The organism is Nostoc sp. UIC 10890 (genome assembly GCF_054786515.1).
Map to the genome: position 1 here is coordinate 5657195 of NZ_JBSGKF010000001.1, position 15695 is coordinate 5672889.

At 43.1% G+C, this 15695-nt stretch carries 13 protein-coding genes and 1 pseudogene; 7 read left to right on the plus strand and 7 right to left on the minus strand.

What is annotated here, in order from left to right:
• Positions 1 to 57 precede the first annotated feature (57 nt).
• Positions 58 to 1740 carry a bicarbonate transporter BicA gene (bicA, locus tag ACWATR_RS23515; protein ID WP_460337755.1) on the minus strand — a complete coding sequence of 561 codons (1683 nt, stop codon included), beginning with the start codon at positions 1738 to 1740 and terminating at the stop codon, positions 58 to 60.
• A gap of 498 nt (positions 1741 to 2238) precedes the next feature.
• Between bicA and ACWATR_RS23520 the strand changes: the two are divergent.
• Positions 2239 to 2721 (plus strand): annotated as a pseudogene (locus ACWATR_RS23520) (GNAT family N-acetyltransferase); the annotation flags it as partial.
• A 129-nt stretch (positions 2722 to 2850) separates the two neighbouring features.
• On the opposite strand, the gene ACWATR_RS23525 reads toward ACWATR_RS23520, so the two are convergent.
• Together ACWATR_RS23525 and ACWATR_RS23530 are read right to left on the minus strand one after the other, a co-directional pair.
• Positions 2851 to 3186 carry a hypothetical protein gene (locus ACWATR_RS23525; RefSeq protein ID WP_460337758.1) on the minus strand — a complete coding sequence of 112 codons (336 nt, stop codon included), beginning with the start codon at positions 3184 to 3186 and terminating at the stop codon, positions 2851 to 2853.
• 207 nt (positions 3187 to 3393) lie between these two features.
• Positions 3394 to 3795 carry a fasciclin domain-containing protein gene (locus ACWATR_RS23530; RefSeq protein WP_435026484.1) on the minus strand — a complete coding sequence of 134 codons (402 nt, stop codon included), beginning with the start codon at positions 3793 to 3795 and terminating at the stop codon, positions 3394 to 3396.
• 395 nt (positions 3796 to 4190) lie between these two features.
• On the opposite strand from ACWATR_RS23530, the gene ACWATR_RS23535 reads away from it, so the two are divergent.
• Complete coding sequence (locus ACWATR_RS23535) at positions 4191 to 4934, plus strand: DUF561 domain-containing protein (protein WP_460337761.1); 744 nt, start codon at positions 4191 to 4193, stop codon at positions 4932 to 4934.
• 128 nt (positions 4935 to 5062) lie between these two features.
• Here ACWATR_RS23535 and ACWATR_RS23540 read toward each other — a convergent pair whose 3' ends face one another.
• Positions 5063 to 6211 carry a DegT/DnrJ/EryC1/StrS family aminotransferase gene (locus tag ACWATR_RS23540; RefSeq protein WP_460337764.1) on the minus strand — a complete coding sequence of 383 codons (1149 nt, stop codon included), beginning with the start codon at positions 6209 to 6211 and terminating at the stop codon, positions 5063 to 5065.
• Between the two features lie 328 nt (positions 6212 to 6539).
• Here ACWATR_RS23540 and ACWATR_RS23545 point away from each other — a divergent pair, with 328 nt between their 5' ends.
• A complete protein-coding gene (locus ACWATR_RS23545; protein WP_460337767.1) occupies positions 6540 to 7316 on the plus strand; it encodes an ABC transporter permease in 777 nt (258 codons plus the stop codon).
• 142 nt (positions 7317 to 7458) lie between these two features.
• On the opposite strand, the gene ACWATR_RS23550 is transcribed toward ACWATR_RS23545, so the two are convergent.
• The 3 genes from ACWATR_RS23550 to ACWATR_RS23560 form a co-directional block, all read right to left on the minus strand.
• Entirely contained in the window at positions 7459 to 9906 is a 2448-nt protein-coding gene (locus ACWATR_RS23550; protein WP_460337770.1) for a filamentous hemagglutinin N-terminal domain-containing protein, read from the minus strand.
• A gap of 163 nt (positions 9907 to 10069) precedes the next feature.
• Positions 10070 to 10333 (minus strand): hypothetical protein, encoded by a 264-nt coding sequence (locus tag ACWATR_RS23555; protein ID WP_181928921.1) that lies wholly within the window; start codon positions 10331 to 10333, stop codon positions 10070 to 10072.
• 195 nt (positions 10334 to 10528) lie between these two features.
• Complete coding sequence (locus ACWATR_RS23560; protein ID WP_460337774.1) at positions 10529 to 11356, minus strand: carbohydrate ABC transporter permease; 828 nt, start codon at positions 11354 to 11356, stop codon at positions 10529 to 10531.
• 179 nt (positions 11357 to 11535) lie between these two features.
• Here ACWATR_RS23560 and ACWATR_RS23565 point away from each other — a divergent pair, with 179 nt between their 5' ends.
• The 4 genes from ACWATR_RS23565 to ACWATR_RS23580 all read left to right on the plus strand — a co-directional run bounded on the left by ACWATR_RS23565 (position 11536) and on the right by ACWATR_RS23580 (position 15605).
• Positions 11536 to 12234 (plus strand): aldehyde oxygenase (deformylating), encoded by a 699-nt coding sequence (locus ACWATR_RS23565; protein ID WP_460337777.1) that lies wholly within the window; start codon positions 11536 to 11538, stop codon positions 12232 to 12234.
• 126 nt (positions 12235 to 12360) lie between these two features.
• Positions 12361 to 13380 carry a long-chain acyl-[acyl-carrier-protein] reductase gene (locus ACWATR_RS23570; protein ID WP_181928918.1) on the plus strand — a complete coding sequence of 340 codons (1020 nt, stop codon included), beginning with the start codon at positions 12361 to 12363 and terminating at the stop codon, positions 13378 to 13380.
• A gap of 162 nt (positions 13381 to 13542) precedes the next feature.
• Positions 13543 to 14523 carry an acetyl-CoA carboxylase carboxyltransferase subunit alpha gene (locus tag ACWATR_RS23575; protein ID WP_069073547.1) on the plus strand — a complete coding sequence of 327 codons (981 nt, stop codon included), beginning with the start codon at positions 13543 to 13545 and terminating at the stop codon, positions 14521 to 14523.
• A gap of 356 nt (positions 14524 to 14879) precedes the next feature.
• Positions 14880 to 15605: an SDR family oxidoreductase gene (locus ACWATR_RS23580; RefSeq protein WP_069073546.1), complete on the plus strand. Its 726-nt coding sequence runs from the start codon at positions 14880 to 14882 to the stop codon at positions 15603 to 15605.
• Positions 15606 to 15695: the final 90 nt, after the last annotated feature.

A 15695-nucleotide genomic window follows, 5' to 3' on the forward strand; every position in this document is an offset into this window, starting at 1 on the left:
TTAGCGTAGCGGTAGCGAGTCTGCGAGCGTCATTACGAATTATTAATAGGTGTCAGTCTAGATGCTAACCCCAGGAGTATTAGCAGAACTTGCATGAGGATTAACTAAAGCAACGGCTTGTTTAAGTGCATCTATACGATCTACAAACATGTGATGCTCTGGTACAAACCTCGAAATGCCAAACTTGTCTAAGCGCTTTTTGACTTTGCTAGTTGCACCAACAACTAACACATGACGACCTTGTTCACTAGCATCCTTGATGGCGTTTTCAATTGCCAAAGATGCAGTCACACCCAACATTGGTACATCAGTCAAATCCATAATCAACACATCAGAGTCTGCCATTGCTGAATGTTCACGAGCGATCGCTTTGGAGACTCCAAAAATCATCGGCCCGCTCAGGTAAAATAGCAGGACACGTCCATTAGCTAGATCAAGCCATTTTTTCTCTTCGTCATTCAAGACAATTGCATCATCGGCATCGCTAATTGTCTTCACTTCCTGAGCTTGTAATTCAGAGAGGCGATCGATAGTTAAGATATTAGCAATGAAGACTCCCACGCCGACGGCAACAATCAAGTCAACAAATACGGTCAAAAACAACACACCGTACATGATGATTGTGCCTTTCAGCGACACCTTGTGAGCGCGTTTCAAGAAGCTCCAGTCAAGAATGTCAACCCCCACCTTGAGAGCAATACCAGCCAATACCGCCATTGGGATAGGTTGAGTGATACGCGCAGCCCACAAAACTACAACTAACAAAATTAATGCGCGAGTTAAACCAGAGACAGCTGTTCTAGCACCAGTTTGGATATTAACTACCGTTCCCATCGTGGCACCAGCACCAGGTAGCCCACCACACAAACCAGATACTAAGTTACCGATACCTTGACCAATCAATTCTTTGTCAGATTTGTGTTCAGTACGGGTCAAACTGTCTGCAATTACTGCCGTTAGTAGAGTATCAATACAACCCAACATCCCTAACATTGCCCCATCAACAATCATGATTGTCATTTGGGATGCAGTGAAGGTAGGCATTTGTAATGTGGGCAGTCCTACAGGAATTTCCCCAATTCGTCTGATATCCGTACCACCGAATATGGTTAAAGAAACTATAGTTCCAATAATTAATGCCACCAGCTGCGGAGGAGCAAAACGCTTGATTTTGGATGGCATGAAGAAAATAATTGCCAACGTAAGCAAGCCCAAAGCTGTTTCGGCAGGATTAATCTGAGTTAATAACTGAGGCAGATTTTGCACCATCCCCAGTACGCCACCTTTAGGGTTTGGTTGTCCGACAAAAGGAGCAATCTGCAAAATTATCAGAATCACGCCAATCCCAGACATAAACCCAGAAATCACGCTGTAAGGCATGAGGGTAATGTATTTACCCAACTTAAATATCCCAAAAAAGATTTGAAATATTCCCGCTAGCATAACTACGGTAAATGCCATTGCCAAGCCGTTTTCGGGGTTAGCTGCGGTCATGGAACTGACAATTGCAGTCATAACCACGGTCATTGGCCCAGTTGGCTCAGAGATTAGGGTTGGTGTCCCACCAAATAAGGCTGCGAAAAAGCCGACGCAAACTGCACCATAAAGGCCAGCTACAGGCCCAGCACCGGAAGCAACACCGAATGCCAGCGCTAGAGGTAACGAAACGATCGCAGCAGTTAAACCACCGAATAAATCGCCTCGTAAGTTTCTAAAGTTGATCGTATTAGTCAATGACATACTGGGGTTTTGGTTACAAAAACAGCAAAATAAATTTGGGTTTCTCAAAATTGCCAGCTACTTTGAGTAAGTTTGAAGTTTTATTGCCATGAGAAATTAGACAAAGAAAACTTTAATTCTTTGCAAAGCAGCAGGGCTATGGTACTTTTCTAGATGGCGAGCCGCTGAATACGAATCACCAATCGGTAAGGCTTAGGCCAAAGACAGTTCAAAAATTTGAGTTGAAAAACTTACAAAGATCGCAAGTTTTATTAATCGTCAAGTTGAATGGGATCAATAATAGCTTACAGCCTTAGATGACAATGTTGTTAATTTACAAGCCATAATATTAAATAAATATTAAATTGCTTTCATAGATAAAAGGCTATACGTGTTGGCTAACTTTGATTACAATAGTATGTGGCTTGTTAATCCAAAACAACGAATCTACCACTAGAAAGCCAAGGTTTTATACTGCGGGACTTTGTAGAATCAGATTAGTTAGCGGTTCATAAATACGCTAGCGATCGCGAAGTTGTGCGTTATTTGACTTTTGGCCCAAATAGTGAAGAAGATACCAAAAATTTTTTGCAAAGAGAAATATCATCGCAAGGCGAAAAACCCCGTCAGCATTTTGCCTTAGCAGTGACTTTGAAAGCCCAAAAGCAATTAATTGGTATCTGTCGCATATCCATTCAGGATACTGATAACAAAACAGGCTATATTGGATACTATTTCACTAAGTAATTCTGGGAACAAGGATATGCAACTGAAGCTGTAAAAGCAGTTGTATCATTTGGTTTTCAGGAGTTAGACTTACATCGCATATTTGCAACTTGTCACCCAGAAAACATTGCCTCAGCAAGAGTTATGCAAAAAATCGGAATGCAACAAGAAGGATATTTGCGAGAACACCATTGGATTAAGGGAAAATGGCGAGACTCTTGGCTATATGCCATCCTTGAACATGAGTGGAAAAGTGTCAATCAATTTGGGATTTGAGATTTGAGATTTTTCTATAGTTCAAACTAGTTCCTCTGAAACCAGGTTTGAATTTTGAATCTTTCACTCCAAAATCCAAAATTTAAAGTTCACTAATTGTCATTATATCGTTGAGAGTACGTGTAGATTTCAGGAGTTGTTGGAAAGACCAGGGGTGTTACTGTAGCGTCTTTGAAAAAGAATTGCTGCCAAATTAGTTACCAAGCAGCTGATTGCTAGTGACATCAAGATATAAGTAGGAGCCATCACCACGCCAATCTGGAACCAGGTATATACATGCAGTATCATTACGGAAGCGAAAAAGCTAGCAATTCCAGCAGATTGCCATACTTGAGATGATGGGCGACGTAATGCTACTAGGCTCATCGTTAAAATTGTGATCAGCAAGTTCGCTGGTACAAGAAATGCACAGATACCTATGCAGTTGCCACGAGAGAATTCAGCTAAGGTGTTAAAATCGAGCATTAATTTTGTTGGGATAGATGTTAGCTTTTTAAGAATTTAATTTACTTTATTTTAAAATAACGAAATCTATATTAACAGATGAGTGAGTAATCACATTGCGAATATAACATAAATTAAACTATTGAGTTACGTTTTGATACTACTCAATAGTTAGTTAATTCTAAAGATTTTAGATAGGTAGGGTGGAAAATACCCACCCTAGCTAAATTAACCCGGTAAAATTACCGTATCGATAACGTGTACTACACCATTATCAGCTTCGATATCTGCTGCTAAAACTGTGGCATTTTTAACTTCAAAACCATCGGAAGAATCAATTTTAATGGGTGAACCTTCCACAGAATTAACCGTTCCGATCTCTGCCAAATCAGCCTTTAGCAGCTTTCCTGGAACGACATGATACTTTAAAATCCGCGTTAGCTGGGGAATATTCTGTAACAGAGTTTGGATAGTTCCTGCTGGTAACTTGGCAAAAGCATCGTCATTTGGTGCAAAGACAGTGAATGGGCCAGGACTTTTTAATGTTTCTACTAAACCAGCAGCTTGTACAGCCGCCACCAGTGTTTTAAAAGACTCAGCCGTAACTGCAATATCAACAATATCAGCCATATATCTTACCTAAATCTCTGCAAAAGATTTTAGAGGATAATAAACCTCTTTTAAGTTTTATTAAATAAAATAAATTTTGAAGGAGGCAGGAGGCAGAAGGGGTTGAATCCCCTACTGATTTAGCAGCCTGAACGAGAGTTCAGTGGGGGTCTTAAACCTGCTCCCTATGGTCGCGGCAGGAAACAGATAGCGCAGCGGTAGCGAGTCAGACGCTCCTGTGTCGCTAACGCTGCACTATCGAGCGTCGGGCAGTTTTCCTCCAGCAAGACTGCCCTCTGCCTTCTGCCTGACTCGATAAAATTATCAATATTTGGCAACTACTATAGTGATTTAGTCTCTCATCAACTGAGGGACGGTAGAATATACCTAATTTTCGTAGCTTCAAAAGCCAAACTATGACGATGCATTCCACACTCCAACGTGCATTTACTAACCGCCGCGTTCTAAAAGTGATCAGCGGTTTAAATAATTTCGACGCTGCTAGCGTTGCTGCTACTGTCAAAGCTGCTGAATTAGGCGGTGCTACTTTCGTCGATATTGCCGCCGATCCAGCTTTAGTCCAGCTAGCTAAAAGTTTGACAAATTTACCTGTTTGTGTATCGGCAGTAGAGCCAGATAAATTTGTACAAGCAGTGGCAGCGGGTGCTGATTTAATTGAAATCGGTAATTTCGATTCCTTCTATGCTCAAGGACGCCGCTTTGAGGCTGTGGAAGTGCTAGCGCTGACTAAGCAAACTCGTGCTCTCTTCCCAGACATCACCCTATCTGTCACCGTTCCCCACATCCTGGAACTAGATCAACAGGTACAGTTAGCAGAAGAATTGGTGAAAGCTGGAGCGGACATTATCCAAACCGAAGGCGGTACTAGCAGTAACCCAGTTCACCCTGGAACTCTAGGATTAATTGAAAAAGCTGCTCCCACCTTGGCAGCAGCTTTTGAGATTTCCCGTGTAGTGTCAGTGCCAGTATTGTGTGCTTCAGGCATTTCTAGCGTCACTGCACCTTTAGCGATCGCATCTGGTGCGGCTGGTGTTGGTGTTGGTTCCGCCATCAACCAACTCAATAGCGAAATCGCAATGATTGCCGCTGTGCGTGGCTTAGTAGAAGCCTTAGCTACTGCAAATGTAGTAAGGAGTTAAGAGTTATGAGTTAGGAGTGATGAGTGATGAGTGATGAGTTGAAGAAACTTATTTATTCAAAACTTTTAACTTCTAACTCCTAACTCCTAACTCCTAACTCCTAACTTCTAACTCCTAACTCCTAACTTCTAACTCATAACTTCTTTCAAGGCATAAATCACCTGATCTTGCTGCTGTTGTGTCAATTCTGGGAACATGGGTAGGGATATAACCTCATGGCAAGCTTGCTCTGCTATTGGTAAGTCCCCAATTTGATAGCCCAGATTTTGATAAACTGGCTGCAAATGTAAAGGATGGGGGTAGTAAATCATTGAACTTACGCCCTGTTCTTGCAATTGACTACGCACCCAATCTCGATATTTGGCGCTAGAACCATTGCGCCCTTCGCCTGATATGCGAATAGTGTATTGGTTCCATACCCCAACACCTTCAGGTAATTCTTGGGGCGGGACTATCCCTGGAATTTGACTGAGGAACTGATAATAATAGTTGGCGATATCTCGTCGGCGATCATTCCAAATATCTAAATAACGCAGCTTAATCTGCAAGATGGCTGCTTGCAGAGCATCCAAGCGGCTATTTACACCGATTTCCTCATGTAAATATCGAACTTTACTACCATGATCTCGTAATATTCGGAGTTTGGTAGCGATCGCTGGATCATTAGTCGTTATTGCTCCGCCATCACCACAACCACCAAGATTTTTGGTAGGGTAGAAACTAAAGCAACCAATATGTCCAATACTTCCTACTTTCTGATCAGCCCACATAGCCCCTGTAGACTGAGCGCAATCTTCAATTATTGCCAAATTGTGAGATTGAGCGATCGCCATTAATGATGTCATATCCACAGGTTGTCCAAATAGGTGAACCGGGATAATCGCTTTGGTTTTGGGTGTAATGACCGCCGCTAATTGCTCCACATCTAAATTAAACGTAGTAGCGTCAATATCAACAAAAACAGGCTTTGCACCAACGGCGCTAATCACTTCAGATGTAGCAATAAAGGTGAAAGGCGTTGTAATCACTTCATCGCCTGCACCAATGTCCAAGACTCGTAACGCTAAGTAGAGCGCATCAGTACCAGAATTACAAGCCACACATTCTGTAACAGTATTATAAGCGGCAAACTGTTGTTCAAAGCCTTCGACTAAGGGGCCGCCAATATAGCGGCCAGAAGCTAAAACCTCTAAGACGGCTGCACTTACTTCTGCTTCGATGGTGGTGTATTGCTGCTTGATATCAAAGGCAGGGATGGGATTTACACTTTGGATCATGAGTTCTCATTTTATCGGAAGATACAAAGGATGCACTTCGACAGTCAATTTTTGCTGATTGAATTGTTAATCAATATAGGAGCTACTAAAAGACTATCGCCCAAGATACGCATCTATTAGGGTTTTTACTTAAATTGTGACGCGGTAAACTGCCGCACATTTAATTTACAGATAGTAGGCATACTAGGTGTTTGCCATGTTAAGGTCGTACCATTTGGAATTTTGAATTGATGAAAGTGATATATATCAACCAAGATCCAACACATCGGATCAAAGTTCCTCTTGTGTGGGCTGCTGTGAGAAGAAAATACTAGGAGATAGAGAACCCATGCAGGAATTGATCAAGCTGGATTTTGTGGATTTAGCTATTGCTGTGGGATTGATGGCGATCGCCATTGGTTTATCTGCCTGGGAAAAATTAGGACTAGAGTTAAACTTAGCCCTTGCTACTGGGAGAACCATCTTACAACTTCTTGTATTGGGATACATTTTAGATTTCATCTTGGCTTTAGACAATGCTTGGGCAGTTTTGGGGTTATTAGTAATAATGCTGACAATTACGGCGATTGTCGCACGAAATCGCATCAGCCAAAAAATTCCTCATGTGTTGCCTTTGGTGTGGGGTGCAATTTTAATTAGTACCGCCCTGACAGTGCTTTACACCAACTTCTTGATCGTTCAACCAGAGAGATGGTATGAACCACAGTATATAATTCCTTTAGCAGGGATAGTTTTAGGTAATGCTACCAATGCAGCGGCGATCGCAGGCGATCGTTTTGTCAGCACCATTAATTCCAGCCATCTCGAAATAGAAACTCATTTAAGCTTAGGTGCAACTCCAGAGCAAGCAGTTAGCCAGTATCGCAAAGACGCCATTAAAGCCGGATTGATTCCTACTCTGAATCAAATGATTCTCATCGGTATGGTGGCAATACCAGGAATTACCACCGGACAATTATTAGCAGGTGTTAAACCCCTGGATGCTGTATCTTATGAAATTTTGATTATATTTATGGTTGCTTTCGCTAACTTGTTGACAACACTTTTAGTTACGAAGGGGTTGTGTCGTCAATTTTTCAATTCTGCCGCGCAGTTGGTGAGTTAAGGTAGGGGGCAGGAGGTAGAATTCCCTTCTGCCAACTGAGCCTCCTGCCCTCTGCCTTTCTTGATAACTTATTTCTTTCTGTTGCGATCGCCAACGCACCGACCAATTAGTTTAATACAAAGGGCGTCAACAAAGTCGATTTCTAATTAGCAGCACAAGATGTAGCGGTGAGCGAGGAGTTATAGGGCGACGCAATAGGTACTTGAGCAACCAGAACCACCTTCCCATTGGCATCTATTACCCATCCTTGGGCTTCCACAATTTGAGTAGGTTCATTGACAGAATTAACTTTCTGTGATTTTTCTTCTGTATTTGGCTGCGCTTGAACACCCATTTCTTTCTGAATACTGTCAGCACGATTCTGACTCTCTGGAGAGAGTGTGATCCAATCTGCTAGCACCGCATCAGCTATCAATAGCTCTGTGGGATCGGGTGCTAATCCTCCACGCCCAGTAGCAACAAATGAACTACTGGCTATTTTTCCACCAGAATTACAACCAGCCGTAATTTGCTGCGAAGCATCATCTAGATTTACAGGCAATTCCACTAATCCTTTACTGGGGTCAACATCCGGCGAGTTGATTTGTACAGTGCCATTTAATAAAGGGTTTTGTTGAGAAAATGCTGTGATGTCACTTGTTCGTAGGTTTTTCGGGTTTATTTCTTCCGGATCAAGTCTCTCTACCTCTGCACGGGTGCGGGGTACAAACCCAAAGATATTTTTAGCGGTGATTGTGATTTTACCACCAGAACCAGAGAAGGCATTGGCAGTGATATCGCTATTTGCAAAGGGAGCAGCGACCATAAAGCCATTAGGTGCTTTGATCGTGATATTACCGCCATCTCCACCAAGTCCTGTCGTACCTGCGTTAGTGGTTATTTTACTTTCGCGGCCCATCAGTAATAAGTCCCGCACCTGTAGTGTAATATTCCCGCCTCGACCTGACTCGGTTTCAGCTGTGAGTTTTCCCTTATTGTCCAAAAGTATGGAGCGAGCGATTATATTTAAATCACCTGCTTTCCCTAAATTAGTGGGATCTCCGATATAGATTACATTTTTTCGAGCTTGGCTGCTCACACTTATTGCAGCCCCATCCTTGATAATCAATTGCCCTGTAGTTAGGGTCAAGTTTCCGCCATCTCCAGGCCCTTCAGTTCTAGAAAACAAGCCACTGAGCCTAGAACCATTTGGTGAGGTTCCAATTAGTTCTACCGACTCAGAGGCGTTCACCGTCAAGTTTCCTGCTTTTCCTGTATTTGCTGGTGTAAGTTCGTTAGGAATATACCTATATGTGCCCTCAGAGCTTGTTGATATTCTTGCCCCTCCTTGGATACGCAACTTTCCAGTGTTAATTGTGATGCCGCCAGCGTTTTTATCGCCATAAGTTGCACTAAATAATCCACTGGATATTAAATCACTACCATCTCGGAAGAGGGGAATGGAAGTGCCGCCGATCAGTTCCACGGAATCTGAAGCGTTTATGGTCAATTGGCCATACAATTGTGCTCCACCTCTGACTACCAACTTCTTAGTAGTGACATTCATGTTTCCGAAGTTTCCGGTGGAGAAATTCTGAACTAACAGTCGCGCATCTTGTTCAACTAATACAGACTCTGAGGCGTTCACTGTCAAATCCCCTACTGATTGTCCTCCAGAGGGATCAACTACAGTTAGCAGACTGCCAGCTACCCGCACAAGCCTGCCTTGCATGTGAATATTGCCGCCATCCTCTCCATGAGCGTCTACAATAGATCGAATTTTATTTAACTGGATTAGTTCGATGTTCTGGAAATTTTGAACACCTTCATATCCCAATGCCCAACCTTGGTTTGTTGGGCTTAAACTTACCAGGCTATTACCAGCGACGCTTCCTAACTCAACTCTTCCATCCTTTGCTGTGATATTTCCCCCCTCTAGCGTTATATCGCCGCCTATAAGTGCCAAGGTTTTGCCTTGCTGCACCTGTAGACCAACGCCTTGCCTAAAGATATTAACTGCGCCATCTGGTTTGGCTTGGGATTGATTGCGGATGGGAGCAGCAGTTGCTCCAAATTGCAAACCAATGGGAACACTTAGTGTCAGTAGAGGTGTAGTTTGAGGAGATGTAGCACTAAACTTTGTACCATCAGCAAAGTTCAAGCTACTTGCCGTACTTGCCACAAATGAACCGCCGATATTTAAAGAAGCATTTGACCCAAAAACAATGCCGTTAGGATTAATCAGAAACAGGTTGGCTGTGCCGTTAGCTTTCAGAATGCCATCTATATTAGAAATCGAATTACCTGTTACCCGACTGATGATATTTTGAATATTTATTGCATTGTTAAAGTGGGCTGTACTTCCCGCGGAGACAGAAAACTGTTCAAAACTGTGGTACAAGTTTGTACCACGAACTGCCCCACCATCAATCTGGTCTATAGACTGACCATCGATTAGCTTTGGCGTAATGATTGAACTTTCAGATCCAAGTGTGCCATCCCTTTGTATTTGGGCTAAGGCAAAATTCTCAAAGAAACTGAGCACTCCAGCAATTGCTAAAGTACTCACTATTCCTAACTCCCAGCACCAACTGCTTCGGTTTCCAGACATTAGAAACTTGCACCCAAAAAGTAAGAGTATATTGAAATACTGCTCCTTGCTAATTAGGTATAGTGATACTTAAGATTATCTCTGTAGCCTAACTAGTAAATGCAAAGTTCAGCATTTTTATACTCACTAGAATAAACTTTTTACAGTACAAAGACTAAATTATTTAGCAGTTGCAGCCGAAAGGGTCGCCAGTTGACGGGCAAGGGATACACCATGAATTTTCCATTAGAACAATTTCCTGTTCTGTGCCTGCATTACCAGATTTGATTTTATTTGGGTCAAGATTGCACTGCCACTGAACTGTCAAAGCTCTATCATCTAATACACCGTATTTTTCAAGCAATGCGTATAAGCCGGCGTTATTAACGCTTTCAAGTAGTTTCTGCTCAACTTCTGCTTGTAACTTCTGTAATGTTTCAGAGTCCATAACTGTTTCCATTTCCTAAAGGATGTGTATCATTGTTGATTCGGCTTGGCTAGGAAAAATTACGCATAGTGTCACAAAAATTAATATTTTAATCCTGGACTGCCTTTATACATACGCTTGGTTTAAGGGTTATTGGTGTAGATGATTGGTCTTTGAAGACGCGATTTATCGCGTCTCTACATATAGGTTTTGTTGCTAATTCTTAATCCCTGTCGCCGCAATACCCTGAATGAACTGACGCTGACCGATGAGAAATAATACCATCACTGGAACTGTCGCTATGGTCACTGCTGCCATCATCAAGGGCCAATTATTCGTAAATTGCTCTTGAAACTCTGCCAATGCCAGCTGCACCGTTCTTAATTCTGGTCGTGTCGTAAATACTAAAGGCTTAAATAAATCATTCCATTCACCGATGAAAGTGAACAAAAATAGTGTTACCAACGCCGGACGGGCTAAAGGTAACATCACTCGCCACAAAATTTGCAGTCGGTTCGCCCCATCTATGGCTGCGGCTTCCTCTAATTCCACGGGAATTGTCTGGAAATACTGACGTAACAAGAAAATCCCAAACCCGTTGACCGCAGTGGGTAAAATCAGCGCCCAATATGTATTTATCAAGTGTCCCCACTTCAAAACCAAAAAGATGGGAATCACCAATAACTGAAAGGGAATCACCAAAGTTGCTAAAACGACTAATAGCAGTGCTTGGCGTCCCCGAAACTTCAGGCGTGCTAAGGCGTAACCAGCCAAAGCAGAAGTGACAATCTGAAACGCCGTCACAGCGATCGCTACCAAGGTAGAATTAGCAAACGCCAGCAAAAATTTTCCCTGTTGCCACGCAACGCGGTAATTTGCTAAAGACCAGTTATTTTTGGACAAATTTTCTGGGCTGGCGGCGTTCGGTGCAAAGGAGGTGAGAAAGACCACAAACAGCGGTAGTAGAACGATAAATGCCCCTAGCAGTAAGACTACTAGACTCAAAAAATCGCCAGATTTTAGATTCGGGTTTGGTTTAGACATAACTCAAACTGCAAAGCATTTGTTTCGCTAGGACTAGAGCATCTCCTCCAGCAACAGTTAATCTATAAACATAGTTACTTGTTAAGTTAAATTAAACCACAGTGATTGTTACCCTCAGTTCATAGGGTAAATTGAATCCTGGTGTCAAATAATTCAGGTTTACAGGAGTAAACATAACCATGCCGCAGCTTACAGACGAATTTAAAGGATTAGATTTCAAGAGCGAAACATACAAAGATGCTTATAGCCGGATTAATGCGATCGTGATTGAAGGGGAACAAGAAGCCCATGAAAATTACATCACCCTAGCCCAACTGCTGCCGGAATCTCATGATGAGTTGATTCGCCTCTCCAAGATGGAAAGCCGCCACAAGAAAGGATTTGAAGCTTGTGGACGCAACTTGGAAGTCACCCCAGATTTGGAATTTGCTAAGGAGTTTTTCTCTGGACTACACCAAAACTTCCAAACTGCGGCGGCAGAAGGTAAAGTCGTCACTTGTCTATTGATTCAGTCTTTGATTATCGAATGTTTTGCGATCGCAGCATATAACATTTACATCCCCGTCGCCGACGCTTTTGCCCGCAAAATCACTGAGGGAGTAGTAAAAGAAGAATATAGTCACCTCAACTTTGGAGAAGTTTGGCTCAAAGAACACTTTGCAGAAGCCAAAGCTGAACTTGAACTTGCAAACCGCCAGAACCTACCCATAGTTTGGAGAATGCTCAACCAAGTAGAAGGTGATGCCCACACAATGGCAATGGAAAAAGATGCTTTGGTAGAAGACTTTATGATTCAATACGGAGAAGCATTAAGTAACATCGGTTTCACGACTCGCGATATCATGCGCTTGTCAGCTTACGGACTCATTGCTGCTTAAAAGAGTGCCCAGTAACGAGTGCTGAGTGCTGAGTAATTGAAATTCAGAACTCAGAACTCCTAACTTTTAACTCCCAACTCTACTAAATTCCACGCCTCAAGATAGCATAAGCCTAATAATCACTACATGTTTGGTCTAATTGGACATCTGACTAGTTTAGAACACGCTCAAGCGGTAGCTCAAGAATTGGGATACCCAGAATATGCCGATCAAGGGTTAGACTTTTGGTGTAGCGCCCCACCGCAAATTGTTGATACCATTATTGTCACCAGTGTAACTGGGCAACAAATTGAAGGAAGATATGTAGAGTCTTGCTTTTTGCCGGAAATGCTAGCTAGTCGCCGCATCAAAGCCGCAACGCGCAAAATCCTCAACGCCATGGCCCATGCACAAAAGCACGGCATTAACATCACAGCTTTAGGCGGATTTTCCTCAATTATTTTTGAAAACTTTAAGTTAGAGCAGTTTAGCCAAGTCCGCAACATCAAACTAGAGTTTGAACGCTTCACCACCGGAAACACACATACTGCCTACATTATTTGTAAGCAGGTGGAAGAAGCGTCAAAACAACTGGGAATTGATCTGTCAAAAGCGACTGTTGCTATATGTGGGGCAACTGGGGATATTGGTAGTGCAGTTACACGCTGGCTAGATGCGAAAACAGATGTCCAAGAACTTTTGTTGATCGCCCGTGATCAAGAACGTCTCAAAGAGTTGCAAGGCGAATTGGGGCGAGGGAAAATCATGGGTTTGACAGAAGCACTGCCCCAAGCTGATGTTGTAGTTTGGGTTGCTAGTATGCCCAGAGGCGTGGAAATTGACCCCACTACTTTGAAACAGCCCTGTTTGTTGATTGATGGTGGTTATCCCAAAAACTTAGCAACCAAAATTCAGCATCCTGGTGTACACGTGTTAAATGGTGGAATCGTAGAGCATTCCCTGGATATTGACTGGAAGATTATGAAAATCGTCAATATGGACGTGCCAGCCCGCCAGTTGTTTGCTTGTTTTGCCGAATCAATGCTGCTGGAATTTGAGAAGTTATACACGAACTTTTCGTGGGGACGGAATCAGATTACCGTAGACAAAATGGAGCAGATTGGTCGGGTGTCAGTAAAACACGGATTTAGACCGCTGCTAGTTTAGTCATTGGTCATTAGTCATTAGTCATTAGTCATTTGTCATTGGTCATTAGTCATTTGTTATTTGCAAAGGACAAAAGACAAAGGACAACTGACAAAGGACAACTGACAAAGGACAAAGGACAAAGGATAGATAACTTATAACTCGTAACTTATAACCCCTACGATGGCAACTACCGAGCGTAAACCGCTACTGCTAGATTTTGAAAAACCCCTAGCAGAACTTGCAACCCGAATTGATCAAATTCGGCAACTTGCAGAAGAAAATGGCGTCGATGTTTCTGGTCAAATTCGCCAACTAGAAGCACGTGCCATGCAACTGCGTGAGGAAATTTTCACGAGTCTATCCCCGTCTCAGCGATTGCAAGTCGCTCGTCATCCGCGTCGCCCCAGTACTCTCGATTACATTCAGGCTATTAGTGATGAATGGATGGAATTACATGGCGATCGCTGTGGTGGTGACGATCCGGCTTTAGTTGGTGGTGTCGGTCGTCTGAGTGGACAACCTGTGGTGATGTTGGGTCATCAAAAAGGTCGGGATACTAAAGATAATATTGCCCGTAACTTTGGAATGCCTTACCCTGGCGGCTACCGCAAAGCCATGCGGTTGATGGAACACGCCAACAAGTTTAGTATGCCGATACTAACTTTTATCGACACACCAGGAGCTTGGTCTGGGGTAGAAGCAGAACATCAAGGTCAAGGAGAAGCGATCGCTTATAACTTGCGGGAAATGTTCTGCTTAGATGTGCCAATTATCTGCACAGTCATTGGGGAAGGTGGTTCTGGTGGCGCACTTGGTATCGGCGTAGGCGATCGCCTACTCATGTTTGAACACTCCGTTTATACCGTTGCCACTCCCGAAGCCTGCGCCGCCATTTTGTGGAAAGATGCTGGTAAGGCTCCCCAAGCCGCCGTGGCTCTGAAAATTATTTCCCACGACCTGAAAAAATTGGGAATTATTGACCAAATACTGCCCGAACCCACTGGTGGCGCTCATTCCGACCCTCTAAAAGCCGCTAATACTCTTAAGCAAGTGCTGCTAGAAAACTTGGACGAACTCAATCGTTTAACCGCTCCAGAACGCCGTCAACTGCGTTATGAAAAATTCCGCAAAATTGGTGTTTTTACAGAAGTTGCCCACTAACAGCACTTCATTAATGATTGATTAGCCGATCAGCAATGCTATAATTGCCTATGTGCTTAAAGATTTTTAACAATCTAGCCATAGGCATTTGCATGTTTGGTAAATCTACTCAACTTAATTGAGTGGGTTTTGTATTTTGTAAATAATCTAATTTGAATGTACAGCGTGGTTTTCCAGGCAATGATTTGTTGTCTTCACTGCTAAAACCCACAATATGGGTGCTATTGTGCAGCATCATAGCATTTGCCTAATGAAAATCATCAGATTTTTAGACTCCTTTAATCTATCCAAACCGAGAAATGTAAATAATTGGGTGGTAATAGGCTTTGGGAACTGCCAAAAAATTGGGAGACACCATGAGTGTTGAGCAAAAACGACGCGCCCTGATTACTGGGGCAAGTAGTGGAATTGGGAAAGCAACGGCTTTAGCCTTTGCGAAAGCGGGAATAGATGTCGCCTTAGTCAGTCGTTCTTTGGATAAGTTGGAGGCTGTAAGAGAAGCCGTTGAGCATACTGGGGTGGAAGCGAAAGCTTACGCTGTAGATTTAGCGCGGATCTCGGAAGTAAAAGACAAGATCCAAGCGATCGCCCTTGACTTTGGTGATATAGATATTCTGGTAAACAATGCGGGCATAGCCTATACAGCCACTTTGAGCGAAACTCCCCTAGAAGACTGGCAACAGGTAATTGACTTGAATCTGACTGGCGTGTTTGGGTGCATTATGGGGATTTTACCTTCAATGCGCGATCGGGGCACAGGCACAATTATCAATGTCGCTTCAATTGCCGCCAAGCAGCCCTTTCCCGGTTGGGGAGCATATAGCGTCAGCAAGGCTGGTTTGATTGCCCTCACTCAAACCCTGGCGCAAGAAGAACGCACCCACGGCATTCGTGTCACAGCTATTTGTCCTGGTGCAGTCAATACCGAACTTTGGGATACAGAAACAGTCCATGTCAACCTAGACCGTTCCAAAATGTTAACCCCGGAAATTGTGGCTCAGTCAATTCTTTACGCTGTACTTTTACCACAACAGGCAGTGATTGATGAATTGATCCTGATGCCCAGCGCTGGCGCACTCTAATTAGTCCTTCGTCCTTTGTCTTTTGCAAATGACTAATGACCAATGACTAATGACCAATGACCAATGACTAAACCATAACCAAGACTGAAT